Here is a 26,595-nt window from a genome sequence, read left to right as displayed (position 1 = left end):
TTAAATAAAACCGTTCATTTGTGCTGTGTTGCACTGGTTTTTTATGGCAAGTATTCGTGAAATAATTTTACTTCCTGTGGATCTTCCGATGACTGTAATGTTGCCCTGTATTGTTTCTCAAGGCTTTGCTTGAGCCCTTCCTTGTTGAGAAGATACAGAGAAGGGTAAACAGTATTGGAACGGATCCAGTCGTCTGAATCGACCTCTCTAAACCAAATCATTGCCAATTCAAAGCTCGCCATTAATTGCTCTTCCCAATCAGGCATTTCATCCAAATGGTCGAATGAGTACAACCATATGGAGAACCGTTTATTGAAATGCTCAAGCGGTTCGCTGGGGTCTTTTAACCCTCGCCAATCGGTGAGCTCGGCGACAATGTGATTAGACGTTCGGGTTTTTATTGTCTTTTCGATAATTGACTGCGACCAGTTTTCCGGATATTCAAGTCTTTCATCCCTGAGTGCTTTTTCAAGGATGATGTTAACGCTTTTCATTAGAGCTGGATCAAGCATTTGTAGCGTCAGGTGGAGAGAGAACCAGCCTTTTTTATTAGATAGGTTTATAGCATATCGACGAATCCGACCATTCTGTTCTACGTGTTCAAAGTATCGATCTTTTTTCAGGATATACCCGTTTTCGTTAAATGGAACTTTCAAAAAATCTGTAAGTGCTTTTAGTATGTTTTTTGTAGATTCTGTCACTACGGCAACCTCCATAATGGAACCCTGGCTTCGCTGACGGTTACGCCTTTGGTGCTTTTTCCAGAGCTTCCGAAAATACCTTTTCCGTCTGTGATAATTTTATCTTTTGCTAGCTGAGCTTTAGATCGTACCGCCCCGCCTGACTTGACTTCGACGGCGACAATTTTTCCAGTCTTGTTATTTCTTATAAGAATATCTACATAACGGCCCCGCCCCGCCCCGGGGGTTCTGATGTACACCTGTGTACCGAGTACAGTGACATTAGGGTTGTTGAGGAGTTTTTTATGCACCAAGTTTTCGGCTGCTTTACCGTTGGCTTTATTCTGTCGCCGTTGTGCGGAGGAACAAGCCCAACCCAATGGATCTATCCAGCCTGTCGGATTGGGGGCGTACTGGTAAAGGTTGCCCCCGCCCGCCAGCCCAATCGGGTCGGGTGTAGTAAAGCACCCCACAGCGGGATCGTAAAACCTGAACGTATTGAAATGCAGCCCAGTCTCTCGGTCCAGATACTGCCCCTGGAACCTAAAATTCTGCTCTTCAATATAGGACGGTTCGCGCTCCTCCGTCAGCGTGCTACCCCACACCCGATAAGTAGCACGCCAAACATCATGACCATCGGCCTCGGTGAGCTGTTCCGGCAAGCCATTGAGGTCGTTATGGTAATAGCGGATTTTTTGCAGCGGGCCAATACCGTCGACACGAGCGAGTGGTTCATAACCTTCGTCTTCATAAATATAAAGGCTGGTCTGGCGGTATTTTTGCTCCTGCAACAGACGCAGGCCATCCCAGATGAAGCGGGTCTCGCCCAGCGGATAGCCGTTACTGTCGTGCTCGGTTTTTTCATTACGCCGGCCCAGCGGGTCATAGGCCATCCTGACCACGCTGCTGTTTTCATTGCGCACTTCCACTAACCGGTTTTCGGCATCGTAAGCAAATCGTTGCAAACCCCGCGCCGCGCTGCGCTTTTCGATCATCCGCCCGAGGGCGTCGTACTTGTAACGTTTGTCCTGATAAGTGAGCAGCCGGTTATGTCGTACCAAACCACTTTGGCTCGGGCTGTCGAGTAAATTGGCGGCAGCATCGTAGGCATAGGTTTCGCTGTGTCCCGCTTGGTGGCTTGAGAGGATACGTCCCGTACTGTCGTAGCCCAGGTGCTCTTGACGGTCAATACGACGACGCCCGAGCAGATTATCACTGGGGTCGTAGGTGTAATCGGTCTCGACCAAGGGGGGCAACTGCCATGGCTGGTCGATGCTGCGACGCTGTCGGGACCGAACCCTTCCGCTACGGTCGTACGTAGTGCTTGTCTTGAGTTGACCCTGGGTACGCTGTACTTCGCGATGCAAGCGATCACGCTCGAAGTCGCTGATGACCTTTCCATCGAGATTCAACTGATGCAGATGGCCACTGCCGTAGTACAGGCGGTTCAGCCATCGACCGTCGGGTAACTGGGTTTGAATCAAATTCCCAAGTTCGTCATAGTGATGCCGCAAGGATCCTGCTGTGCTTTGCTCCTGTACCATTTGCCCCAGCGCGTCATAGCGAAAGCCCAGTATCTGCTCTGCACCGTCAAGCGCTGTGAAAGTGACGCTTACCAGTTGATCGTTCGGATCATGCTGATAAACGGTAGTGCCGTCCGCAGTGATTTTACTGGTCAGGCGTCCCACTGCATCTCGCTGAAACTGATGTGACAGCGGCGCTACCGGCTCACCTTCCGTCCCAGGCAGGTAGTCAACGGCGATGACATCATCCAGCGGATCATAGGTATAGCAGCGCCGGCTTTTATCCAGGTCTTGCTGCTGCACCATACGGTCGGCCGCGTCCCATTCAAAGCGGTAGCTTTCTCCGTTCTCGTTTGTCAGCTTGCGAAGTCGCCCGTAGGCGTCATGATCGAACATGACCGTGCGGTTATGCGCATCCCAGCGTTGCTTGACCAGGCCGCGTACGTCATAGGCATAGCGCGTGGTGCTACCGGCCGGGTCGATGTAAGCCGTCAGATAACCACTGGTGCTACGTTGAAATTGCTCCACGCGACCATCTGGAAGCTGGCATTCCAGCAATAGTCCCTGAGGTCCGTATCGGTAGCGCACCGATTCACCTTCGGCATTGGTCTGCACCACCAGATTGCCAAACGCGTCATATTGATAACGCGTCGGATAACCGGAGCAATCGACTTCTTCGACCAGTTGGCTCCACTCGTTCCAATGCAATGTTCTGGTTTTTTCCGTCGCATCAATGATGCGCACCGGCTGTCCGAAGCCGTCATAGACATAGCGCGTGCGGTTGCCCAGTGGATCGACTTCCTCAATGCAGTTGCCCCGTTGGTCGTAGCGGTAATGCCAACTATTGCCCGCAGGGTCGGTTTCAATCTGAGGCAATGCCCAATGCGCAAGCCATTGTGTGCCACGGGTCCTGCCCAGCGGATCGGTCACTGTACTCAGGTTGCCGGAGTCGTCGTAACAGAAGCGCCATCTGCCGTTCTTTGGGTCAATCGCGCCTGCAAACTGGCGATCTTCGTTCCATTCGAATTCCCAGATATCGCCCGCGTTATCAACGTATCGGGTGATCTGATATTGCGGGTTCCAATGCCGAGTGCTGACGCGCATCAACCCATCGGTGACGCGTGTAATGCCCGCATCCAAGTCGTAGTCGAAGTTGTATTCATCGCCCGCATCTGTCCAGTGCCGACTGACGCGCCATTCCTGGCCGTCTGGTCCAGGTACTTGAGCCCATTGGTAGAAGCAGCGCAGACCACTCGCCAATTGGTGCTCGACCATGCGTCTGCTGCTGTCGTAGGCAAAGCGTCGTAGGGTCGTGCCCTGGGCATCCAATACTTCGGCAAGATCGCCGTTGCTGTCATAGCGATAACTGACGAGCACGTCGCAGCGCCCATCGAAATGGTCCTGGCGCAGGTAACGGCGCTCGATATGGCTCACACGACGCGGATGCTGAGTTGTATAACTCAACTCGACGTGCATGAAATCATGGGTGTCACGCAAGCGGTGAAGCCTTCCCTGGGCATCGTAATCGAGAAAGATCCGCCCTTCATTGCGATCACCCAGCAGGTGCAAGCGCATCCGTGAGTTGTTCTGCGGGTCGATTTCGAACAGCCGATACAGACCGTCGATGCTCTCGATCAATACTGCGCCATCACCGCTGCGTCTCACCGCGAGGCCTTCGCCGGGATCGAACGCGCCACCGGACAACGGGATATAACCGATCTCCAGGCGCCGTCCCTGCTCATCGATATAGAAAAGGTTTTCATCGGCATCTATTTCGACGGACACCTCATAGTCGACGCTCCAGCCTGCGCCGAAGAGGCCATCGCGACGTGTATCGAGACTGTTGTAGAAACGTTGCCAATCGATAGGGAGCAGACCGGGCAGGACAAAGTCCAGCTCCTCCTCTTCGCCCAAGACCTTGGCCCCCGTCGCACTGTGCACCGGATTGGGTGAGCCATGCATGGCGCTCTTGAGTGCCGAGGTGACCTTGGCGGTCCCGTAAGAGATCGCGCCACCCACCAACGCACCTCCGATCATGCACGGCAGCTTGGTCCAGAAACATTTCAAGTTGCCCCGCAACGCCATCACCACGGCAATCGCCAGCCCCACCCCTGGCGTTTTCCCGCTACGAATCTCCTGCACCACAATGGTCTCACCACCAATGCGCACATCCGGCGAAATCAAGCCCTCGGCCGTCCCAATCTTTGCATCGCAGGTACTGCGATCCCCGCTGCGCGCCGCCGGCTGACCATTGATGAATACCGAACTGGAACCCTCGGCAATGAACTGCAGCGGCATAGGCGGATGCTTGTTGCACGCCACGGTGTCCAGCGGGCACGGCTCGGTGCCGGGGGCGGGCGAGGCGACGGTCGGGCGCCACATCTGCGAGAAAAACTCCCCGGCCATGTCCAGGAAGCTGGGTGCCGGCGGCTCGCTGGGCGCGACCGGCACGGCGGTCATCTTGCCGGCTGCACGGGCAGCTTTTTTGCCATTGATAAACACGTTGTACGAGCCGCTGGTGATGAATGCATCGATCACCGGCGGGAACACCCAGTTGGCGGCGGACTCGCACCAACTGGATATCTTCAGGTCCGCCCCCGTGAGGCCCGCGGTAATGCCGACGACCGCGCCGACCACCAACACCAGTGCCACACCGCCTGTGGCAATGGTTGCACCGGTCGCGAGGAAAACCGCTCCGGCAACGGCGAGGCAGCCCACGGTGGTGAGCGCCGCATAGGCGGCCACTTCCAGCACACCACCGAGAATGTCGGCCATCACCGAGGTGTGCAGCAGTGCGTCGCCTTCGCGGGCGGCCCAAAGATCCTCACTCATTGCTCAGGCTCGAGCTGAGCGGCTATTGGGTTCATGCGTAATAGTCGATGAAGTCTTCCAGTGAGGACTGGACTGTGTTTTTTCTGGAGGCGCTTTTGATTGATGGGATATGCGGCAATATGTTTGTTTTAAGTTCATTGGCCACGGCAGCCATGTCGTTATCGAGTGCTTCGACAGTGTTGTCCGACATGATGTCAAGCAGTGCGGCAAACAGTCGATATTCATCGCTGCCCGCCCGGTTGTCAGGATCCAACGGAGCATCATTCTGGCCTACCAAATAATCCAGAGGGTTGAACAGCTCAAAACCGAAATACTGATCCTCCGCCAGGAGTATCGTGAAGTCCTTTCCAAGGTTGACTCGGGTGAGCGCTTCTTTTTTAGTGGGAGGGCGCATGAAGCAAGACAACTGTCGGCCAAGAGGATCAAATAGTCTGAGCATGGTCGGCAGAACGTTAAAGACCGGCTTATGAAGTTTGATGCGGCCGGTTATTGTTTTATCGATCCTGAAAGTAGCCAGATGATTTTCTCCTGGTACGGAGAGCTCCAGGCAAGCCAGGTCGCCGTTTTCAGAGAATGAAAAGAGGTCCGAATTCTCTGAAATCCAATGCTCGGAGTTCGTATGCGGTTTGCGTGATGTGTCGAGGCGGACCACGGAAGAATTGGTGTCGAAAACCCATCTGACAGACGCATCCTCATAATAGAGTTGCGAGGTTTCTATCAATTCAATGTTGGGGGTGATCAGCACTTTCAAATGTCTTCCATTCTCGTCTTTTCAAACTCATTCTGTTGTGTATAAGTAAATTGCATCTTCGGTAATATAAATTATGTTGCCGTTTGGGTACGACTCTACTGGCGCAATCAAAAGCTCACGAAGATCGCCTGAGGTCTCGGCATTATCCAGGAAACTCAATAGATCGGTTTTTTCTGATTTGCAAAGTTCACCTTTGAAGATTTTTTTCTTGCCTTTGGTAATAAAAAGTTTGTTGGCAACGTAGTAACAGTCTGAGGTTAAAAAAGGTCGCAGCTTGGTCAATGAGTCAAGCACATGAGTGAAATTACCCGACAGGACAGTTTTGAGCATCATTGAAGAAATCTGCTCAATGTTTTCATTCGGGCCTAACCCGATTTTTTTGAGTGTTTCAAATCGATATTCATTTTTCATATCAATTCGGGACGTCATAAAATATATGACCATCCCCTCCATTGTTGTACCACTTGATGTGCGGTGTATCCCCAAAGCCGCCTTCTGGAGCCATATGTTGCTCATAGCCCTTAGGGTACTTCGCTACGCCGTCGGCGCGCGCACTCTGAGTATGGGCCTTATAGCGGTTCATATTACCTTGTGATTCTTTCAAAAACGCTTTGGCGTCCGAGCTTGATTTTACCTTGACCTGAAATTTTTCACCGTTAGCCATGGCTGCCCGGTTATCCAGGACGGCCTGTTTCCACTCCTTGGAGCCTTTGGTCAACGTGGGCATTTTCGAGGCTTTTTGGTTCAGCTTCCCTTTGTAAGCGCCGCACGCCAATCCTTTGGGGTCAATCCAGCCCGAGGGGTTTTGAGCATATTGATAAAGGTTCAATCCGCCCGCCAGTCCAATCGGATCCGGCGTTATGAATCGTCCAACATCGGGATCATAAAACCTGAACGTGTTGAAGTGCAGTCCGACTTCCCGATCCAGATATTGCCCTTGGAACCGTACGTTTTGCTCTTCCAAAAAAGAAGCTTCGTGCCACTCTTCTGAGGTATTGCCCCACACTCGAAAATGCGCCTGCCACACGATATGACCGTTGGTTTGCGTTAGCTGTTCAGGCATGCCGTTCAGGTCGTTATGGTAGTACCGCACATGTTGATGCTGGCCAGTGCCATCCACCCGTGCGATAGGCTCGTAACCGTCATCTTCATAGAGATAAAGGCTGGCCTGCCCGTTTCGATACTCCTTCAGCAACCGCAAGCCATCCCAGTCGAAGCGGGTTTCTCCCAAGCGAAACCCACGCTGATCATGTTCTGTTTTGCCAATACGCCGGCCCAGTGGGTCATACACCATCCGCACCAGCGTCTCCCGCTCGCCTTTCTGGTTACGGACTTCGATCAGTCGATGTTCGGCATCGTAGGCAAAGCGCTGTAAACCATGCATGGCGCTACGCTTTTCGATCATGCGACCAAAAGCATCGTATCGATAGCGCTTGTCTTGATAAGTGAGAAGCCGGTTATACCTTACCAATCCACTCTGCAGCGGAGCGTCGAGCAAGTTGGCGGCTGCGTCGTAAGCATAGGTTTCGCGATGACTCTGACGATAGCTGACCAGCACACGACCGGTACTGTCGTAACCCATATGTTCCTGATAGTCGAGTTGTCGATCGGTACGGCGGCGTCCGATCAGGTTGTCGCATGGGTCATAGCTGTAGTCGGTCTCGACCAATGGTGGCAACTGCCAAGGCTGATCAATGCTGCGGCGCTGGCGTGAACGTACCCTGCCACTTCGATCATAGGCCGTATTCGTTTTGACTTGGCCCTGAGTACGCTGCACTTCGCGATGCAAGCGATCACGCTCGAAATCGCTAATGACGTGGCCGTCAAGATTCAACTGATGAAGATGGCCACTGCCGTAGTAAAGTCTGTTCAACCACCGTCCATCAGGCAATCCAGTTTGGGTCAAGTTTCCTAACTCGTCGTAACGATGCTGCACAGAACCTGCAGAGCTTTGCTCCTCAAGCAGTTGCCCTAGCGGGTCATAGCTGAAACTGAGTACCTGCTGGCAACCGTCAAGGGCCGTGAAGGTTATTCCGACCAATTGGTCACGCAGATCATGCTCAAAAACTGTGGTTCCGTCGGCGGTGGTTTTACTGGTCAGGCGTCCTAGTGGGTCGCGCTGGAATTGGTGCCTGATTGGAGCCACAGGTTCGCCTTCGATCCCCGGCAGATAGTCCAAGGCCACAACCTCAGCCAATGGGTCATAGGTATAGCAGCGTCGACTCAGGTCAAGGTCTTGTTGTTGGACCAACCGGTTAGCCGCGTCCCATTCGAAGTGGTAGCTTTCGCCATTCTCATTGGTCAGTTTCAGCAATCGGCCATAGGCATCATGATCGAACATGACCGTGCGGTTATACGCATCCCAACGTTGTTTGACCTGACCGCGCAGGGTGTAGGCGTAGCGCGTGGAGCTGCCGGCGGGGTCGATATAGGCCGACAGATATCCATTGGCGCTACGTTGAAATTGCTCTATGCGACCATCCGGCAGCAGGCACTCCAGAAGTAGTCCCCGGGGGTTGTACCGATAGCGCACGGACTCCCCTTCAGCATTAATTTGCGTCACTTGATTGCCGAACGCGTCGTACTCATAGCGAGTGGGATAACCCGAGCAGTCCACTTCTTCGACCAGTTGGCTCCACTCGTTCCAATGCAATGTTCTGGTTTTTTCCATCGCATCGATGATGCGTACAGGCTGGCCGAAACCGTCATAGACATAGCGCGTACGGTTGCCCAGGGGGTTGATTTCCTCGATGCAGTTACCACGCTGGTCGTAGCGGTAATGCCAGCTGTGGCCCGCAGTGTCGGTTTCCACCTCGGGCAATGCCCAATGCGCCAGCCACTGCGTGCTGCTGGTTCTGGACAGTGGATCGATGACAGCGCTCAGGTTGCCGCACGCGTCATAGTTGAAACGCCACTGGCCGTTTTGCGGGTCAATCGCACCGAGCAGTTGGCGATCTTCGCTCCACTCAAACTGCCACGTATGGCCCAGGTTATCGACGTAGCGAGTGATCTGGTACTGCGGGTTCCAATGCCGTGTGCTGATCCGCATCAGCCCGTCGGTCACACGGGTAATGCCGGCATCGAGGTCGTATTCGAAGCTGTATTCATCGCCCGCATCTGTCCAGTGCCGACTGACGCGCCATTCCTGGCCGTCTGGTCCAGGTACTTGAGCCCATTGGTAGAAGCAGCGCATGCCACTCGGCAATCGGTGCTCGGTCATGCGCCTGCCGCTGTCGTAGGCAAAGCTGCGAAGGGTCGTGCCCTGGGCATCCAATACTTCGGCAAGATCGCCGTTGCTGTCATAGTGATAACTGACGAGCACGTCGCAGCGCCCATCGAAATGGTCCTGGCGCAGGTAACGGCGTTCGATATGGCTTACACGCCCAGGATGCTCTGCGGTGTAGCTCAGGTCGACGTGCATCAAGTCATGCGTGTCGCGTAGGCGGCACAGCCGTCCTTGGGCATCGTAATCAAGGAAGATCCGCCCTTCATTGCGATCACCCAGCAGGTGCAAGCGCATCCGTGAACTGTTCAGCGGATCGGGCTCGAACAGCCGATACAGACCGTCGATGCTCTCGATCAATACTGCGCCATCACCGCTGCGTCTCACCGCGAGGCCTTCGCCGGGATCGAACGCGCCACCGGATAACGGGATATAACCGATCTCCAGGCGCCGTCCCTGCTCATCGATATAGAAAAGGTTTTCATCGGCATCTATTTCGACGGACACCTCATAGTCGACGCTCCAGCCTGCGCCGAAGAGGCCATCGCGACGTGTATCGAGACTGTTGTAGAAACGTTGCCAATCGATAGGGAGCAGACCGGGCAGAACAAAGTCCAACTCCTCCTCTTCGCCCAGTACCTTGGCCCCCGTCGCGCTGTGCACCGGATTGGGTGAGCCATGCATGGCGCTCTTGAGTGCCGAGGTGACCTTGGCGGTCCCGTAAGAGATCGCGCCACCCACCAACGCACCTCCGATCATGCACGGCAGCTTGGTCCAGAAACATTTCAAGTTGCCCCGCAACGCCATCACCACGGCAATCGCCAGCCCCACCCCTGGCGTTTTCCCGCTACGAATCTCCTGCACCACAATGGTCTCGCCACCAATGCGCACATCCGGCGAAATCAGGCCCTCGGCCGTCCCAATCTTTGCATCGCAGGTACTGCGATCCCCGCTGCGTGCCGCCGGCTGCCCGTTGATGAACACCGAACTGGAACCCTCGGCAATAAACTGCAGGGGCATGGGAGGGTGCTTGTTGCACGCCACGGTATCCAGCGGGCACGGCTCGGTGCCGGGGGCGGGCGAGGCGACGGTCGGGCGCCACATCTGCGAGAAAAACTCCCCGGCCATGTCCAGGAAGCTGGGTGCCGGCGGCTCGCTGGGCGCGACCGGCACGGCGGTCATCTTGCCGGCTGCACGGGCAGCTTTTTTGCCATTGATAAACACGTTGTGCGAGCCGCTGGTGATGAATGCATCGATCACCGGCGGGAACACCCAGTTGGCGGCGGACTCGCACCAACTGGATATCTTCAGGTCCGCCCCCGTGAGGCCCGCGGTAATGCCGACGACCGCGCCGACCACCAACACCAGTGCCACACCGCCTGTGGCAATGGTTGCACCGGTCGCGAGGAAAACCGCTCCGGCAACGGCGAGGCAGCCCACGGTGGTGAGCGCCGCATAGGCGGCCACTTCCAGCACACCACCGAGAATGTCGGCCATCACCGAGGTGTGCAGCAGTGCGTCGCCTTCGCGGGCGGCCCAAAGATCCTCACTCATTGCTCAAGCTCGACTCAAGGCGTGGCGAGAAAGTTGAGTGTGCTTTTCAGCGTTGCCCAGTGCGCCGCCTCGGCCGGGCCCAGGGGCTGGGCCTTGACGTAACTGAGGGCGATCAAGCGACGCGTGCCCGGTATCTGCATGGCCAGCTGATATTGGTAAATGTTGTCGCTGCCTTTGCTGAAGTGGTTCTGCACTTCAAACGCGTCGATGTCCTGCGCCGGGCCGACCTTGACCGCTTGCGCCGGGGAATAGCGAAGGTCCTGGACCTGCTGTTCAAGCTTTTTCAGCTGGCCTTCGAAATTGCTTTGCAGGCTCTCGCCATCGGCCAAGGGGCTGCGGCTCACCACCAAGGTGGTGCCCAGCTTGGCGAACTTGAGGATATTGATCGAAGTGTCCTGTACCTCGACATCGGGCAGGGTGAATTGGGCTTCGTTGATCAGGTAGTTCATGGTGGCGAAATCTCGTTATTGACCAGCACCGGGCTTACCGGGAAATTTTGATTCGACGGCGGACTTGATCGTGCTTTGCACGCCCTGGGCACCGGGCGATGTGCCCTTGTCACTGCCCAGGTTGATGTCCAATTTTCCCTTTGTCTGGATCTTGCTGCTGCCGGTGGAAAACAGGTTGAACGAGCCACAGGTCAGGTTGATGTCGCCGCCAGCCTTGAGCTCAATCACGCTGTCGCCGCACACCAGGCGAAGACTCTCGCCGGCCTCGATGGTGTAATGCGTGGCGGCGCTGTCGGACTTGGCACCGCCCACGATCACCGTGTCGTTGTTGCGCACAACCCGCAGACGGTTACTGCCAATGGTCACCGTCTCGTTATGGCCAATGCTTTTATTGCGGTCATGCCCCACCGAGTGGCTCTCATCCACCTCCACCACGATGTCCTGGTTACGCTCGGCATGGATATACAACTGCTCCAACCCCTTCTTGTCCTCCATGCGGATTTCATTGAAGTTGGCCGGCGTTCCGCCCTTGCTGGAGCGGCTTTTCATGCCGCTCTGGGTGGCGTTCTCTGGCAAATCGTAGGGCACCGTCTGCTCAGCGTTGTAGACGCGGCCGGTGATGATCGGCCGGTCGGGGTCGCCTTCGAGGAAGCTGACGATCACTTCCTGGCCGATGCGTGGAATCTGCATCGAACCCCAGTTCTTGCCGGCCCAGGATTGCGACACACGAATCCAGCACGAGCTGTTCTCGTTGGATTGGTCGTGGCGGTCCCAGTAGAAGTGCACCTTCACGCGGCCGTACTGGTCGGTCCAGATTTCCTCGCCCTTGGGGCCTACCACCAACGCGGTCTGCGGGCCTTTGACGATGGGGCGGTGGGTGTTGGCCAGCGGGCGGAAACTCTGTTGGGCGTCGATGCAGGTCAGGCTGCTTTCAAACTGCGCCGAGCCTGAACCGCCACCGCTTTCCAGGCTTTCCTGCACGATGAAGTAGCGGCAACCGACGATCAGGTACTCGCGGTTCTGGTCCTGGCGACTGAACCCGGTGAGACTGAACAGATGGCCCGAGCCCAGGCCGCGCGCGTTGCCGCTGAACTCGATCTGTTCATGCAGGGTTTGCAGGGCTTCGATGCGGGTGCGCGCATAGTGTTCGCCGTCGGCGCTTTGCACGTACGTGCCGGGGTAGTCGTACAGCGGATAGTCACCGGCGGTGTGCGGGCGCGGCATGGCCGAGCGCACATCGATGCTCGCGCTGGGGCGCTGGAAGTCGTAGTCGTTCAGCTCCAGCGAGCCCGGCTGCACCTCCTGCGCCAGGTGCCAGTTGTGCATATGGTCGCGTTCGCGCTGTTGCTCGTCCTTGGGGTAGTAAGGGATCGACGCATAGCCGGGCACGCTGGTGTGGGCGCCATAGGCGTCGGCCAGCACCAGCACATGGCGATCCTGTTCATGGCGGAAGAAGTAGTAGATGCCTTCCTGTTCCATCAGGCGGCTGACGAAATCGAAGCTGGTCTCGCGGTACTGCACGCAGTATTCCCACTCGCGATATGGCCGGCTGAGGGCGTCTTCGAAGTCGGAAAAACCCAGGTCGCGGAACACCTGCTTGATAATCTGCGGGATGCTCAGGTTCTGGAAGATACGGCAATCGGAGGTACGGCTGAGCAACCACAACCAGGGGCGCAGGGTGGCCTGATAACTGGCGAACTGGCCCTGGTCGATGTTCTGGCTGCAGCGCGCGACGATGCCATGAAAGTACCGTTCGCCACCGTCGGCCAGTTGCAGGCCCACGCTCATCGGTTTGCCCAGCAACTGGTTGAGGTCGATGTTGGCGTCCAGGGACGTCAGTTGCAGCTCATAGTTGAACAGCCGGCCCAGCTCTTCACCGCCGCCCATTTCGTTGAGCAGCAGCACATCCGGCCCGAGGGGGCTGGTGATCTTGGCCAGGCGTGAGGCTTGGTTGAATAGCATCGGTAGTCCCGTAAATACCTTAATAACTGAAGAAACCGAATCCAGTGTGGGAGCTGGCTTGCCTGCGATGGCAGTGGTTCAGTCAACATTGATGTTGAATGTCAGACCGCTATCGCAGGCAAGCCAGCTCCCACAGTTTTGACCGTGTTTCTTCAGGTCAATCGTTGAACTGGTAGTGCAGTTCATTATCCCGACTGCTGATCCGCACCCCCGCCAACGCCTTGCCTTCCAACATGCGCGTGAGGAATTCGCGGCTCATGTCCGGCAGCAGGCTATTGGTCAGAATGGTGTCGATCATGCGCCCGCCGCTTTCAGTCTCGGTGCAGCGCGAGACGATCAGGTCGACCACGGCGTCGTCATACTCGAACGCGACTTTGTGGGTATTCTCCACGCGCTTCTTGATGCGGTTCAGTTGCAGGCGGGTGATCGCCTTGAGCATCTCGTCGCTCAGCGGGTAGTACGGGATGGTCACCAGTCTACCGAGCAAGGCCGGTGGGAAAATCTCCAGCAGCGGCTGGCGCAGGGCCTTGGCGATTTCCTCGGGCTCGGGGATGTTCGCCGGGTCTTTACAGACGTGGGAGATCAGTTCGGTACCGGCATTGGTGGTCAGCAGGATCAGGGTGTTCTTGAAGTCGATCACCCGGCCTTCGCCGTCTTCCATCACGCCCTTGTCGAACACCTGGAAGAAAATCTCGTGCACGTCCGGGTGGGCTTTCTCCACCTCATCGAGCAGCACCACGCTGTAGGGCTTGCGCCGCACCGCTTCGGTCAGCACACCGCCTTCGCCGTAGCCGATATAGCCCGGTGGCGCGCCTTTGAGTGTGGACACGGTGTGGGCTTCCTGGAACTCGCTCATGTTGATGGTGATGACGTTCTGCTCACCGCCGTACATGGCTTCGGCCAGGGCCAGGGCGGTTTCGGTCTTGCCCACACCCGAGGTGCCGGCCAGCATGAATACGCCAATCGGCTTGCTTGGGTTGTCGAGGCCGGCGCGGGAGGTCTGGATGCGCTTGGCGATCATTTGCAGCGCGTGGTCCTGGCCGATGATGCGTTTCTTCAAGTGTTGATCGAGATTGAGCACAGTCTCCAGCTCATTGCGCGCCATGCGGCCCACCGGGATGCCGGTCCAGTCGGCGACCACCGAGGCCACGGCCTGGTAATCCACGGTCGGCAGGATCAACGGGGTTTCGCCTTGCAGGGCGGTGAGGCGCTGTTGCAGGTCGACCAATTGCGCACGCAACGCATCGTTGCCGCTGTCCACCACACCGGCTTTTTCGCGCAGGGTTGCACGGGTAGCCAGCAATTCATCTACCAAGGCTTTTTCTTCAGCCCAACGGCTTTCCAGCGTGGCCAGACGCTCACGCTCGGCGGTCAGCAACGCTTCGCTATTGGTTTGACGCGCACCAATGGCAATGCCGATCGCATGCTCACGGGCGATGATTTGCAGCTCGGTTTCCAGGGCCTCGATACGGCGACGGCTGTCGTCCACTTCCGCGGGTACCGCGTGCAGGCTGATGGCGACGCGGGCGCAGGCGGTGTCGAGCAGGCTCACGGATTTGTCCGGCAACTGGCGCGCCGGAATATAGCGGTGGGAGAGCTTCACCGAGGCTTCCAGAGCTTCGTCGAGGATCTGCACCTGGTGGTGTTTTTCCATGGTGGAAGCCACGCCGCGCATCATCAGCAGGGCCTTGTCTTCCGACGGTTCGGCAACCTGTACTACCTGGAAGCGGCGGGTCAGGGCCGGGTCTTTCTCGATGTGCTTTTTGTACTCGGCCCAAGTGGTGGCAGCCACGGTACGCAAGGTGCCACGGGCCAGGGCAGGCTTGAGCAGGTTGGCCGCGTCACCGGTGCCGGCAGCGCCACCGGCACCCACCAGGGTATGGGCTTCGTCGATAAACAGGATGATCGGCTTGGGCGAGGCCTGCACGTCTTCGATGACCTGGCGCAGGCGCTGTTCGAACTCGCCTTTCATGCTGGCGCCGGCTTGCAGCAAGCCCACGTCGAGGCTGCGCAGCTCCACGTCTTTCAAGGCGGGCGGCACGTCACCGGCGACGATGCGCAGGGCGAAACCTTCGACCACGGCGGTCTTGCCCACCCCGGCTTCACCGGTGAGGATCGGGTTGTTCTGGCGCCGACGCATGAGGATATCCACCAGTTGGCGAATCTCCTCGTCACGGCCCACGATGGGGTCGAGCTTGCCGCTGCGGGCCTGTTCGGTCAGGTCCACAGTGAAACGCTTGAGCGCTTCCTGCTTGCCCATCGCGCTGGGCGCCATGGCGCCGCTGGCCTCGCCAGGGACACCGGCATTGAAGCCGTCGCTGGCGCTCAAGGCGTTTTCCGGCGAGTCACCGATGTATTCATCAAAGCGCTCGCTCAAGGCCTCGGCCTTGATCTTGTCGAACTCGCCGGACAAGCCCAGCAGCGCATGGCGCAGGCTCGGTGTCTTCAAGATGCCCAGCACCAGATAACCGGTGCGCACCTGGCTTTCGCCGAACATCAGGCTGCCATACACCCAGCCGCGCTCTACGGCCTCTTCCACATGGGAGGACAGGTCGGTGATCGATGTGGAGCCGCGCGGCAGGCGGTCCAGGGCTTCGGTGAGGTCGCGGGCCAGGCGCGCCGGCTCCACGTTGAACTGACGGATGATGCGGTGCAGGTCGGAGTCCTGCAGTTGCAGCAACTGGTGAAACCAGTGGGCCAGTTCCACATACGGATTGCCCCGCAACTTGCAGAACACGGTGGCGGCTTCGATGGCTTTGTAGGCCACGCTGTTGAGTTTGCCGAACAGTGCGGCGCGACTGATTTCACCCATGCTCTGGATTCCTTGAGGTGGTGGCGTGGTCGGCGTAATGCCGGGCCAGGATTAGGTCGTTGGCGTCATGCGCAGGTTGGCCGAGCCAGGTGTTGAAGCCCAGGCGGAACTGGCCGTTGAGTTGCAGCGCCGGAACTTCGGGTTGTTGCAAAACCAGATTCAAGTCCCAGTCCAATTCATGGCCCAGGTACTCGGCCACCCACGCCACCAGCTCGTTGAACGGCTGTTGGCCGGGCAGCATGCCCATGTAGTCATCCAGCGTGAGCGGGCCCAGGCGGATGCGGAATTTGTGCTGGCGGTCCCACACGTGGCTGCCCAGGCAGAAGTCCACGCCCAACTGGTTGGCGCTGACCCCCACACGGCTGCGTTCGGGCAGTTCCAGCCATTGGCCGACGTATTCCTCGATCTCTACCGGCAGGCCGAAGTACTCGCTGAGGATCGCTTTCAAGCCATCCGGGTAGCGGGTTTGCGCCGACAGATGGCCGCTGTAATGCAGCTTCGCGGTATCGGGGATCAGCCCTTGATTGAGCAGGCTCGGCATCCCGCGGCCACTCAGGGCGGCGAGGCGGGCGGACCAGTAGTCATCGTCCGGGCGGTCATGGCTGACCGTTGGCCGCGCCTCGGCCCAGGCCCGATAGAACAGGGTCAGCAGGCGATGGTGGAATACATCCAAGAACTGCTTGCTGGTGCTGTCGGCGTTGTTGCGCTGGCGCTCGCGCACGTACTCGGTGATGTGCAGCGGCAGCGGGCCGTTGGGGCCGCCGAGGCCGAAGAAGAACTGCTCCAACCGCGCCGGCTTGCCATCGCCTCCTGGCTCGACCGAGGCAAGGGTGGCGGGTGCGAAGGTGCAATCGGCCTGCTGCCCCAGGCGCAGCGGATCATCGGCCAGGCGCAGGGAATGGCCCAGGCGTGGCAGCTCGGGCGTTTCGCACTCGATGCGCCGCAATGCCTGGAAAAAGTCATATTCCCAGGGCTCCTGGTGCATCGCGTCCAGGGTTCTCACAGGGTCGGACGCCGTCCGGGCTTGGCTTTCCATCGCATGATCTCGCCGCGTTCGGTGGTACGGATCACCGTCTCGGTAAAGCTGTTGATCGACACGTAGCGTGCCAGGAAGCGCTCCAGCACGGCACCGAGCAGGAACACGCCGGTGCCGCGAAACGCGTTTTCATCGAACTCCAAGGTGATTTCCAGGCCGCGGCCAAACACAATCGGGCCGGGCATCGGCAGGCGTCGGGTCACCGCCTTACTGCTGACTTCGCGCAAGCCCTCGATCTGCAATTGCAGGGCGGCGTCATTGCTGTCGCCGTACAGGCGCAGCAGTTCGCGCAAGGCGCCGGCGCCCTGGCCCTGTTCGCTCAAGGAGAGGTAGTTGAGCGATAACTGGCTGATCAGGCGCCAGGCCTTGGCGTCATGCGCATGGCTGGCACGCGGGCGGCTTGGCCCGGCGACGCACCGCACGGCCAGCACCGGCGCACTATCGGCCAGGGTGAAGTCGGTCTTGCCGTTGCCCACGCTCATGAACAGCGGCAGGTCGCGGTTGGTGCACAGCGCCGTCACGCCCAGTTGGCGCAGGTCATGGCGATACGGTGCCTGGCGGCTGTCCACCAGGCTGACGAAGGTTTCACTGCCCACATACGTGGAGCGCGGGCCATTGCGGCGTTGGTCGCTGGACAGCACCCGCGGCTCGCGGCGCACGCTGTAATAGGCCTGGTCGCGGCCATAGCGCGACGGATCGCGCACGGCATAGAACGGCAAGAACGGCTGCTCCGGCCCGGTGCCATGACCAGTGATGCCGCTCAAGGAATGAATCTCGAAATCCATTGGCCGCGTACGGTCGGCGATCACGTGGTGTTCATTGACCCGGTCGGACAAGTGGATGCGGTCCACGCGCTTGGGGAACAGGTTGATGGCGGGCGTGCAGAACGGCAAGAACTGCGCCGCGCCGACACTGCCTTCCAGGCTCGGTTCGTGGCGGTCGAACAGCACGATCAGTTCCAGCTCCTGGCCGTCACACCGTTTGACTGCACGGCTCAACTCGGCGAACTCAACGAACAGGAAGCGATGGGGCAGGGCAAAGTATTCCTGCAACAGGCGATAGCCCTGGAACGCCCGCGCCACCACCGGCATGGCCGCATCGGCATCATCGAACCCCCGCGAGCGCAACGCGCCCTGGGGCAGGCGCTCGACCCAATCGCCACCGGGCTGGCGCGCAAACACCGCGCAGGCATTGCCCAGCAGTTGTTCGTAGAGGCGAAACGGTTGTTCATCGGCGCCGCTCAGGTACAGCGGCAAGGTGTCCAAATCGAGGCTGTTGAACGGCAGCTCGGCACCGGTGCGCAGGGTCAGGCGCAGGCCGGCCTTGGCTTTCGGTTCGCTGGCGGCCAGGCGGCCGAGCACGGCGGCGGGGTTGCCGAAGTACTCGGCGTTGCTGACCTGCAACGGCCACAGCGTCACCGGGTGCGCGGTGCGGTACTCGCAGCAGGTCTGGGTTTCACGGCCCAGGGCGGCACGCAGCACGGTGTCACGGGGTAGCGGGAAACCGCCGGCCAGGGAGCCTTCATCGGGGTCGGTCTGCAGTTGCACTACGGTCATCGACGGCGTCGGTGCCAGGTAGTGCGGGTAGGCGATTTCCAGCAAGTTGTGGGTGAAGGTCGGGTACTCGGCGTCGAGCTTGAGCTGCACGCGGGCGGTGAGATAGGCGAAGCCTTCAAGCAAACGTTCGACGTATGGGTCGGCGCAGTCCATACCGGACAGGGTCAGCCGACTGGCGATCTTCGGGTATTCCTTGGCGAACTCGGCGGCGCTTTCGCGCACATGGTGCAGTTCCTGGTTGTACAGCTCCAGCAGGCGCGGGTTCATGGGCGTCTCCGCTGGTCGGCATTGAGCACGCGCACATGGCCGGACTCCAGGTCCACGTCGGTCTGCAACAGCAAACGCAACGGCACCGGCTGTGCCCACAGGTCGCCTTCAATCTCGAAACTCAGGGCATTGTGATTCATCTCGCCATGGCCCATGCGCGCCTTGACCCGCAATGTGTGGCGCAAAATACGCGGCTCGAAGGTGGCGATTGCCTGGTAAATCAAGGCTTCCAGGGCTTTGATATCGACGCTCGAAGCGCTGTTGCCCGCCAGTGCCGGCAGGCCGTAATTGACCACCGATGTACCGGCCGGGGTGTGCAGCGTGGCATCGGTATCGAGTAACGAGGTGGTGTTAAGCAACCACGCCAGGTCACGCAGCACCGAGGCCTTCAATTGGGTCAGGGACAGCACGCGTTTGTCGGCGCTTTCCTTGGGGTTGGTCGGGTCGTCGTCGGTCAACCGGTCCAGCAGGGACGGTTGCAGACGGTCGCGGGAAGCGATTTCAGTTACCACCAAAGCAGCTCCACGGACGGGTTGAGAGAGGGACACAATGGCCGTGGCACCGGGCCACGGCCACAAGGGCTATCAGCGTTTGGTGTTGGAGCGGATGTTCCAACCAAACTTGATCGCGCCGCCGTCTTTGGTGCCGTCGGCTTTCTGCGGCTGGTAGTCGACCATCACTTGGGCGAAGTTCAGGGTGACGTTTTCGGTCAGGCGATCATCGCTGCCCGAACCGCCGGTGCTCAAGGAGGTGACCAGCACTTCTTCCAGGTTGATCACCATGTACTCGACCTGGCTCTCGCCACCGGCCTTGCGCACGGTCAGCTTGACCTTGTCGATGTGCTTGCCGCTGGCGCAGTGCATCATCAGGTTGGGCGAAGCCTTGTCGACGTACTTGGTCAGCGACAGGTCCTGGATATTCACCTTGCCCGCACCACCGCCACCGCCGACGTGCATGTTGCCGGACTGGGACATGCCCCAGCTCCAGTTCAACACATCGATTTCGTCCTTGTGGGCCTTGTCCATGGACTCGCCCTTGATGTCGCCGATCTTGATGAAAATATCAACAGCCATGTTTTCTCCCTGTGTGGCTCATGCCACTTGATTGGGTGATCGTTCCCACGCTCTGCGTGGTAACGCATCCTGTGACGCTACGCGTCACCGGGACGCAGAGCGTCCCGGGCGGCATTCCCACGCGGAGCGTGGGAACGAGCTAGCTCAACCGTTACTTATGCGCTTTTTGCCGAAGGCAGCTTCGATACCAGGCGCAACGACACCGTCAGCCCTTCAAGCTGATAGTGCGGGCGCAGGTAGAACTTGGAGTTGTAATACCCCGGGTTGCCTTCGACTTCTTCCACGATCACTTCGGCGGCTGCCAACGGGTGCTGGGCCTTGGTGGTTTCGGTGGAGTGTGCCGGGTCGCCGTCGACGTAGTTGAGGATCCAGTCCTGCAACCAGCGCTGCATTTCGTCCTTCTCTTTGAAGGAGCCGACCTTGTCGCGCACGATGCACTTCAAGTAGTGGGCGAAACGGCAGGTGGCGAACAGGTACGGCAGGCGCGCGGCCAGGTTGGCGTTGGCGGTGGCGTCCGGGTCGTCGTATTCGGCAGGTTTTTGCAGCGACTGGGCGCCAATGAACGCGGCGAAGTCGGTGTTTTTCTTGTGCAGCAGCGGCATGAAACCGTTCTTCGCCAGTTCCGCTTCACGGCGGTCGCTGATGGCGATTTCGGTCGGGCACTTCATGTCCACGCCACCGTCATCGGTAGGGAACGTGTGGGCCGGCAGGTTTTCCACCTCACCGCCAGACTCGATGCCACGGATACGCGAGCACCAGCCGTAGTGCTTGAACGAACGGTTGATGTTCACCGCCATGGCGTAGGCGGCGTTGGCCCAGGTGTACTTGGAGCTGTCGGCGCCGTCGGTGTTTTCTTCGAAAGCGAAGGCTTCCACCGGATCGGTCTTGGCGCCGTACGGCAGGCGTGCCAGGAAGCGCGGCATGGTCAGGCCGATGTAGCGCGAGTCTTCCGATTCACGCAGCGAGCGCCAGCCGGCGTATTCCGGGGTGGTGAAGATCTTGGTCAGGTCGCGTGGGTTCGACAGTTCCTGCCACGAGCCCATGCCCATCACAGTCGGCGAGGCCGCAGCGATGAACGGCGAGTGCATGGCGGCGCAGACTTTCGACAGCTCGCCCAGCAGTTCCACATCGGGCGGCGACTGGTCGAAGTAGTAGTCACCCACCAGGCAGCCGTAAGGCTCGCCACCGAACTGGCCGTATTCTTCTTCGTACATCTTCTTGAAGATCGGGCTCTGGTCCCACGCGGTGCCCTTGAACTTCTTCAGGGTCTTGTGCAGGTCTGGCTTGGAGATGTTGAGTACGCGAATCTTCAGTTGCTCATCGCTCTCGGTGTTGTTGACCAGGTAATGCAGGCCACGCCAGGCGCTTTCCAGTTGTTGGAAGTCCTGGTGGTGGATGATCTGGTTGACCTGGGCGGTGAGCTTGGCGTCGATGGCGGCGATGATCGATTCGATCGACTTGATCGCGTCGTTGGACACCAGGTCGGTTTGCGCCAGGGCCTGTTCGGCCAGGGTGCGCACCGCGGTTTCAACGGCTTCGCGGGCACGCTCGGTCTTGGGTTTGAATTCTTGCAGCAGCAGGTTCGCGAACTCGCTGGCTTCTTCGGTGGTACCCAGGATCTGGCTGCCTTCGCGGGCGGTATTGTCCGTCATGATTACTGCTCCCCTGCAGGCTTGGGCGCACTGGCAAGTGCCTGAAGCAATGCCGGGTCCTTGATCGCCTTCATGATGATTTCTTCAGCGCCAGTCTTGCCGTCCATGTAGGTCAGCAGGTTGGCCAATTGGGTGCGGGCTTCGAGCAGCTGGTTCAGGGAGTCGACCTTGCGCGCCACGGCGGCCGGGCTGAAGTCGTCCATGCTTTCGAAGGTGATGTCCAGGCTCAGGTTGCCTTCGCCTGTCAGCTCATTGGGTACGTGGAACGCGACGCGTGGCTGCATGGCCTTGAGGCGTGAGTCGAAGTTGTCGACGTCCACCTCAAGGAACTTGCGGTCGGCCACGGGTGCCAGCGGCTCGGCAGGCTTGCCGGCGAGGTCGGCCATCACGCCCATTACGAAGGGCAGCTGGACCTTTTTCTCGGCGCCGTAAAGCTCGACGTCGTACTCGATCTGCACTCGAGGCGCACGGTTGCGCGCGATGAATTTCTGAGAACTTTGCTTCGCCACGTTGCTGCTCCTGGTCGCTTGAGCGACGGTGTTGTTACTGCACGGTCCGGCGGCTTACTCGCTTTCGGGGCCGCGCAGGTTTTCAAATTGGGACATGCCATCGGGAATCAGATTGCGCACGATGGCCGCAAAGTCGGCATGCACCAGATTCTTGGCTCGGTTCAACAACACCGGCAGCGGGCTCGAAGGCTCGTGGCGGGTGTAGTACGCGAGGATTTTGTCGAGGCTGCGCAGCACATCGTCGCGGGTGGCGATGTCGCCAGAAGGGCGAGGAGCTGCGGGCGCGGCGGCGTTATCGACCGAGGGGGCATTGTCTTCACTGACGGCCTCGGGATCGCTGCTGCTGTCGGTGCCTGGCACCGCTTGATTGAGCAGTTGCAGGGCCTGTTTGAGCGGCTGCTTCAAGGCGCTGAGGTCCACGCCCTGGGCGGAACCGACTTGGTCATTGACCTGTTGCTCAATGGCCTCGCACGCCGCACGCGCCGCGCTCAAGGCGTCACGGGTGGCTTGCAGTTGTTCGGGGTCGCTGTCCAGGAACGCGGCGTTGAGTTGCTGGTTGCCCAACTGCTCATCGGCAAAACTCTGCAGGCCGCTGGCGTTGAGCGCTGCGCGCAGGGTCACGGGCCCGAAGGTGCGCGAGCGCGTCAGGATGCTTTCGCGCAGCAGACGAATATTGGTCTCGCAGGTCAGGCCGGTAAGGGCGTTGATGCGCACGGTGGGGTCGTTGTCATCGTCGGCATCCAGGCGCGGGTGCAGCTCGGCCCAGTATTGGCGCAGCAAGGCGTCGATCAGCGTGAGGACTTCGGCCAGCCCGGCCACACCCTGGAGGGCGAGGGTGCTTTGCAGCAGAAAGTGGGTGATGCGCAGGTCTTTGCTGCGCTGCAACAGGTCGAGGCTTTGCTGCTGGATGCTGCGCCACTCAGGCGGCTCAGCGGGCAGGATCGAGTCGCCCATGCTGCGTTCGGGTTGGCCCTTGGCATCACGTTCCAATTGCAGAAATTGCGCGTCATATTCCATGTCCTCGCCACAGGGCGACGTCGCGGAAACGGCGGTGAGCAGCAACGGCACATCCACTGAATTCGATCTCCTTATCGGCCCGCTGGATGGCGGGCAACGCATGCATTAGTTGCGTAATGAACTTTGCATGTTTTCTTGGTCATATATTCAGCGTGCCACTACTGCGCCATCACTGATGTTCAAGAAGTTGTGCATTTTTGGTGTAGTACTTATGGCTTGTCAAGGTAAGCTATTCGCCCTCTGTGACAGATGTGCGGTGTTTAACAACCTGCGCGACTGGCGAGTCGAAAGGCGCGCCCAGAGCGGATTTTTGTCATGGAAGCCAGTTAAGATCAGCGATCATGCTGGTAAAAGCAGATTTTGGCGGTCGTTTGTACGACAGGACGGGACTTTCCAGGGCGGCACAGCCTCCTGGGTAGGCTGCGCGCGATGTATCAGCAAGGAGGCAAGATGTCGCTGTGTTTGACTATCACTAGTTATCACAAGATCACACCTGGGCAATGCCCCGAAAAGTCCATGGATCAGGGCGTGATGGCTATTGGCCGCAGTTCTGACAATGACTGGGTATTGCCCGACCCTGAGCGTCTCGTCTCTTCGCAACATTGCGTTATTCAATACAAAGATGGCCGTTATTATTTGACCGATAACAGCACCAATGGTGTGGAGTTGGTCAAGGCGGGTATTCGTATGCGTCGGGGTAACAGCGAGCCGTTGCAAGACGGTGAATTGATCCGCATCGGCGATTACGAAATCCAGGCGCGTATCGACTTCAACGTGCAGGCCATCGACAGCCAGCCATTTGCCGGCGACTCACCCAATAGCTTTGAAGCGCTGATGGGCGCCGTGGTGAGCCAGCCTGCGCCCACGCCGATGATCGCCCCGCAATTCCAGGGCGCCTCGGCCATGGAAACCCTGCCCGACCTGTTCGACTTCCTCAGCCCCACCGCCGTGCCGCCGCCCACCGTGGCGGACCATGTGCCGTCCGAGCAACACGATTTTCGCCCCCCGGCTCCGGTGGCCGTACCGGCGCCCGAAAAGCCGGCGGTGCAAGGCTCGGTGATTCCCGAAGACTGGGACCTGTTCGGCGACGCGCCCGCGCCTGTGGTCAATGCTGCGCCTGCCCCAGACCCGATCATCCCGCCGCCACCTGTGGTCGAGCCTGTTGCGCTCCCCGTGGCCAATGCCGAGCCACAACCGGACCTCCTGCAAGCCTTCCTGCGCGGTGCGGGCTTGGAGCAGTTGCGCCTGGACAGAGCCGACGCCTGCGCGCAGATGGAAAGCATCGGCCGCAGCTACCGGCTGATGGTCGAGGGCCTGATCGACGTACTGCGCGCCCGTGCCAGCCTCAAGGGCGAGTTCCGCATGCAGCAGACTATGATCCGCCCCGCCGAAAACAACCCATTGAAATTCGCCCCGAATGCCGATGAAGCGTTACTGCTGTTGCTGCGTCATGGCAACCAGGCGTTCATGGCGCCGGACCTTGCCGTACGTGACAGTTTCGACGACCTGCGCGCCCACCAGTTGGCCGTAATGGCTGGCGTGGAAGCGGCGATCAAGCACCTGCTCGCGCGCTTTGAACCGGCGCAATTGGAGGAGCGCATGGGCAAGCCCGGCGGCCTCTCGAGTCTTTTCAACGGTTCGCGCCAGGCCCAGTACTGGCAGCAGTTCACCGAGCTCTACAGCAACATTTCCCGCGAGGCCCAGGACGATTTCCAGGACCTGTTCGGTCGCGAATTCAGCCGGGCCTACGAAGAACACAGTGCACGACAGCGACGCTGAAAACGCCTCGCACCAATGGATAAAACGGATAGCTAAATACGTCATTGAGGACGCAGGATGATTCCCAGGTTTTTACTCGCAGCCGCTACCGCGCTGCTGCTGACGGCGTGTGCCAACGACGCGGTCAAACCCCAGGCGGCTGCCGAGGCCGAAGCCGACACGGCCGCCGTCGAATTGCACTTTCACGCGATTGCTGGGCTTAACCCCGGTGCCAACGGCCAGGCCGCGCCGGTGCGGGTGCGCATTTTCGAATTGAAAAACGCCGCGACCTTTTCACGCTCCGATTACTTCGCCCTGGCGGACCGTGCGCAATCGACCCTCGGCCTCGACCTGCTGGACCAGGACGAAGTGATGGTGCAGCCCGGCCAACAACTGAGCGTGCAGCGCGACCTCGACCCGTCCACGCGCCAGATCGGCCTGCTGGTGGGCTACCGCGAGTTGGACCGTGCGCAATGGCGCACGGTCATCAACGTGCCGCCGCGCCAATACAGCGAATACCAGATCAGCCTCGACGTGCATGCCGTGCGCGCCGACGTCGTGGCTTCCCCATCCAGCCCAGCCCAATAACAAGCAATCGGAGCCCCCATGTCCTGGAACAATCGCGTGGTCTGGTCGGAAGGCATGTTCATCGGAACGCAGCACTTCCAGCAGCATGACCGTTACCTGGAAAACCTGATCGACGCCCGCAGCCGCCCGTTGTCGGCGGGTGCCTGGGGGTTCTCCGAGTTGCTGATCGACCAGGGCCTGCTGGCCCAGGGCAAGCTGGCGATCGTGTCGGCTCGCGGCCTGCTGCCCGATGGCACGCCGTTCAATATTCCCCAGGACGACCTGGCGCCGAGCCCGTTGAATATCGACGACAACCTGCGCGACGGCCTGGTGTACCTGGCCCTGCCGCTCAAGCGCGCCGGCGCCCGTGACACGGTGGACGAGGGTGAAGCCCTGGAAGCGGCGCGCTACGTGAGCCAGGTGCGCGAAGTGCGCGACGACAACGCCCCGTTCGAAAACCGTGCACCGGTGGCGGTGGGGTCGCGGGCATTGCGCCTGCTGACAGCGCAGGATGGCATCAGCGACTACGCCGCCATCGGCCTGGTACGCATCAAGGAAAAACGCGCCGACCGCGCATTGGTGCTCGATGACACCTACATCCCGCCGGTGCTGGACGTGGCTGCGAGCAAACCGCTGACGGCCTTTCGCAGCGAACTGCTGGGCCTGTTGCACCAGCGTGGCGAAGCGCTGGCCGGTCGCGTGGTGGCTTCGGGTGCCGGTGGCGCCTCGGAGATCGCCGACTTCATGTTGCTGCAACTGGTCAACCGCGCCCAGCCGCTGATCCAGCACTTCAGCCAGTTGAGCCCGTTGCACCCGGAGCGCTTCTTCAGCGAACTGGTCAGCCTGGCCGGTGAATTTTCCACCTTCTCAACCTCCGGCCGCCGTCCCCACGAATACCCGCAGTACCAGCACGACGACCTGGCCCTGAGCTTCATGCCGGTGATGGCGGCCCTGCGTGAGGCGCTGTCGATGCTGATCGACAGCAAGGCCACGCCGATCCCGATCGTGGAGAAAGCCTACGGCATCCATGTGGCGATGCTGGCCGACAAGACCCTGCTCGACAACGCCAGTTTCATCCTCGTGGTGCGCGCCGATGTGCCCGGCGAAACCCTGCGTGCGCGTTTCGGCCAGCAGAGCAAGGTTGGCTCGGTGGAGCACATCCGCGACATGGTCAACCTGCAACTGCCGGGCATCGGCCTGCTGCCATTGCCGGTGGCGCCACGCCAATTGCCTTACCACGCTGGCAGCACCTACTACGAGCTGGACCGTGGCAGCGAGCACTGGCAGCAGCTGAACAATTCCGGCGGTTTCGCCTTCCATATCGCCGGGCAGTTCCCGGGCTTGAACCTGGCCTTCTGGGCGATCCGAGGATAA

18 protein-coding genes are annotated in these 26,595 nt (G+C 59.3%); 3 read left to right on the top strand and 15 right to left on the bottom strand.

From position 1 onward, the window contains the following. Positions 1-41 precede the first annotated feature (41 nt). The 15 genes from TX24_RS14795 to tssA form a co-directional block, all read right to left on the bottom strand. Complete coding sequence (locus TX24_RS14795; protein WP_137204647.1) at positions 42-701, bottom strand: hypothetical protein; 660 nt, start codon at positions 699-701, stop codon at positions 42-44. Then, a complete protein-coding gene (locus TX24_RS14790; RefSeq protein ID WP_057710593.1) occupies positions 701-5,035 on the bottom strand; it encodes an RHS repeat-associated core domain-containing protein in 4,335 nt (1,444 codons plus the stop codon). Before TX24_RS14790 ends, TX24_RS14795 begins: the two co-directional genes overlap by 1 nt. A gap of 31 nt (positions 5,036-5,066) precedes the next feature. After that, complete coding sequence (locus TX24_RS14785) at positions 5,067-5,786, bottom strand: hypothetical protein (protein ID WP_032900937.1); 720 nt, start codon at positions 5,784-5,786, stop codon at positions 5,067-5,069. A 27-nt stretch (positions 5,787-5,813) separates the two neighbouring features. Beyond that, entirely contained in the window at positions 5,814-6,197 is a 384-nt protein-coding gene (locus TX24_RS14780) for a hypothetical protein (protein WP_137205442.1), read from the bottom strand. Between the two features lies 1 nt (position 6,198). Continuing rightward, positions 6,199-10,563 carry an RHS repeat-associated core domain-containing protein gene (locus tag TX24_RS14775; RefSeq protein ID WP_057710592.1) on the bottom strand — a complete coding sequence of 1,455 codons (4,365 nt, stop codon included), beginning with the start codon at positions 10,561-10,563 and terminating at the stop codon, positions 6,199-6,201. Between the two features lie 14 nt (positions 10,564-10,577). Beyond that, entirely contained in the window at positions 10,578-11,012 is a 435-nt protein-coding gene (locus tag TX24_RS14770; RefSeq protein ID WP_003195571.1) for a DcrB-related protein, read from the bottom strand. A 15-nt stretch (positions 11,013-11,027) separates the two neighbouring features. After that, the gene (locus TX24_RS14765; protein ID WP_057710591.1) at positions 11,028-12,974 is read right to left on the bottom strand and encodes a type VI secretion system Vgr family protein; all 1,947 of its coding nucleotides are present in this window, start codon (positions 12,972-12,974) and stop codon (positions 11,028-11,030) included. Between the two features lie 157 nt (positions 12,975-13,131). Next, a complete protein-coding gene (gene tssH / locus TX24_RS14760) occupies positions 13,132-15,786 on the bottom strand; it encodes a type VI secretion system ATPase TssH (RefSeq protein WP_057710590.1) in 2,655 nt (884 codons plus the stop codon). Continuing rightward, on the bottom strand, positions 15,779-16,822 hold the full coding sequence (gene tssG / locus TX24_RS14755) for a type VI secretion system baseplate subunit TssG (RefSeq protein WP_003195566.1): 1,044 nt from the start codon (positions 16,820-16,822) through the stop codon (positions 15,779-15,781). The genes tssH and tssG overlap by 8 nt, the downstream gene beginning before the upstream one ends. Continuing rightward, positions 16,786-18,645, bottom strand: a complete 1,860-nt coding sequence (tssF, locus tag TX24_RS14750) for a type VI secretion system baseplate subunit TssF (protein ID WP_003195564.1) — start codon at positions 18,643-18,645, stop codon at positions 16,786-16,788. Before tssF ends, tssG begins: the two co-directional genes overlap by 37 nt. Then, positions 18,642-19,157: a type VI secretion system baseplate subunit TssE gene (tssE, locus tag TX24_RS14745; RefSeq protein ID WP_003195563.1), complete on the bottom strand. Its 516-nt coding sequence runs from the start codon at positions 19,155-19,157 to the stop codon at positions 18,642-18,644. The genes tssF and tssE overlap by 4 nt, the downstream gene beginning before the upstream one ends. Positions 19,158-19,229: 72 nt before the next feature. Continuing rightward, positions 19,230-19,718: an Hcp family type VI secretion system effector gene (locus TX24_RS14740; RefSeq protein ID WP_003195562.1), complete on the bottom strand. Its 489-nt coding sequence runs from the start codon at positions 19,716-19,718 to the stop codon at positions 19,230-19,232. A 155-nt stretch (positions 19,719-19,873) separates the two neighbouring features. Continuing rightward, entirely contained in the window at positions 19,874-21,370 is a 1,497-nt protein-coding gene (tssC, locus tag TX24_RS14735) for a type VI secretion system contractile sheath large subunit (protein ID WP_003195559.1), read from the bottom strand. Between the two features lie 2 nt (positions 21,371-21,372). Continuing rightward, a complete protein-coding gene (tssB, locus tag TX24_RS14730; protein ID WP_003195557.1) occupies positions 21,373-21,879 on the bottom strand; it encodes a type VI secretion system contractile sheath small subunit in 507 nt (168 codons plus the stop codon). A gap of 54 nt (positions 21,880-21,933) precedes the next feature. Beyond that, on the bottom strand, positions 21,934-22,953 hold the full coding sequence (tssA, locus tag TX24_RS14725; protein WP_003195555.1) for a type VI secretion system protein TssA: 1,020 nt from the start codon (positions 22,951-22,953) through the stop codon (positions 21,934-21,936). A gap of 393 nt (positions 22,954-23,346) precedes the next feature. On the opposite strand from tssA, the gene tagH reads away from it, so the two are divergent. Genes tagH through tssK form a run of 3 tightly spaced genes read left to right on the top strand, consistent with a single transcriptional unit; the run spans position 23,347 to position 26,595 of the window. Beyond that, entirely contained in the window at positions 23,347-24,675 is a 1,329-nt protein-coding gene (gene tagH, locus TX24_RS14720; protein ID WP_057710589.1) for a type VI secretion system-associated FHA domain protein TagH, read from the top strand. Between the two features lie 57 nt (positions 24,676-24,732). Next, positions 24,733-25,242: a type VI secretion system lipoprotein TssJ gene (gene tssJ, locus TX24_RS14715; protein ID WP_003195552.1), complete on the top strand. Its 510-nt coding sequence runs from the start codon at positions 24,733-24,735 to the stop codon at positions 25,240-25,242. Between the two features lie 18 nt (positions 25,243-25,260). After that, a complete protein-coding gene (tssK, locus tag TX24_RS14710) occupies positions 25,261-26,595 on the top strand; it encodes a type VI secretion system baseplate subunit TssK (protein WP_044269913.1) in 1,335 nt (444 codons plus the stop codon).

It is taken from the genome of Pseudomonas lactis (assembly GCF_001439845.1).
Lineage (GTDB): Bacteria > Pseudomonadota > Gammaproteobacteria > Pseudomonadales > Pseudomonadaceae > Aquipseudomonas > Aquipseudomonas lactis.
The sequence above is the reverse complement of the archived record's forward strand: the minus strand, read 5'-3'. Positions and strand labels throughout refer to the sequence as shown.

Excerpts from the sequence above, each read along its gene's own strand:
- tssH (WP_057710590.1), bottom strand. The coding sequence starts at position 15,786 with ATGGGTGAAATCAGTCGCGCCGCACTGTTCGGCAAACTCAACAGCGTG.
- TX24_RS14780 (WP_137205442.1), bottom strand. The coding sequence starts at position 6,197 with ATGAAAAATGAATATCGATTTGAAACACTCAAAAAAATCGGGTTAGGC.
- tagH (WP_057710589.1), top strand. The coding sequence starts at position 23,347 with ATGTCGCTGTGTTTGACTATCACTAGTTATCACAAGATCACACCTGGG.
- tssK (WP_044269913.1), top strand. The coding sequence starts at position 25,261 with ATGTCCTGGAACAATCGCGTGGTCTGGTCGGAAGGCATGTTCATCGGA.
- tssG (WP_003195566.1), bottom strand. The coding sequence starts at position 16,822 with ATGGAAAGCCAAGCCCGGACGGCGTCCGACCCTGTGAGAACCCTGGAC.
- TX24_RS14740 (WP_003195562.1), bottom strand. The coding sequence starts at position 19,718 with ATGGCTGTTGATATTTTCATCAAGATCGGCGACATCAAGGGCGAGTCC.
- tssJ (WP_003195552.1), top strand. The coding sequence starts at position 24,733 with ATGATTCCCAGGTTTTTACTCGCAGCCGCTACCGCGCTGCTGCTGACG.
- TX24_RS14770 (WP_003195571.1), bottom strand. The coding sequence starts at position 11,012 with ATGAACTACCTGATCAACGAAGCCCAATTCACCCTGCCCGATGTCGAG.
- tssF (WP_003195564.1), bottom strand. The coding sequence starts at position 18,645 with ATGAACCCGCGCCTGCTGGAGCTGTACAACCAGGAACTGCACCATGTG.
- TX24_RS14790 (WP_057710593.1), bottom strand. The coding sequence starts at position 5,035 with ATGAGTGAGGATCTTTGGGCCGCCCGCGAAGGCGACGCACTGCTGCAC.
- TX24_RS14775 (WP_057710592.1), bottom strand. The coding sequence starts at position 10,563 with ATGAGTGAGGATCTTTGGGCCGCCCGCGAAGGCGACGCACTGCTGCAC.
- tssC (WP_003195559.1), bottom strand. The coding sequence starts at position 21,370 with ATGACGGACAATACCGCCCGCGAAGGCAGCCAGATCCTGGGTACCACC.
- TX24_RS14765 (WP_057710591.1), bottom strand. The coding sequence starts at position 12,974 with ATGCTATTCAACCAAGCCTCACGCCTGGCCAAGATCACCAGCCCCCTC.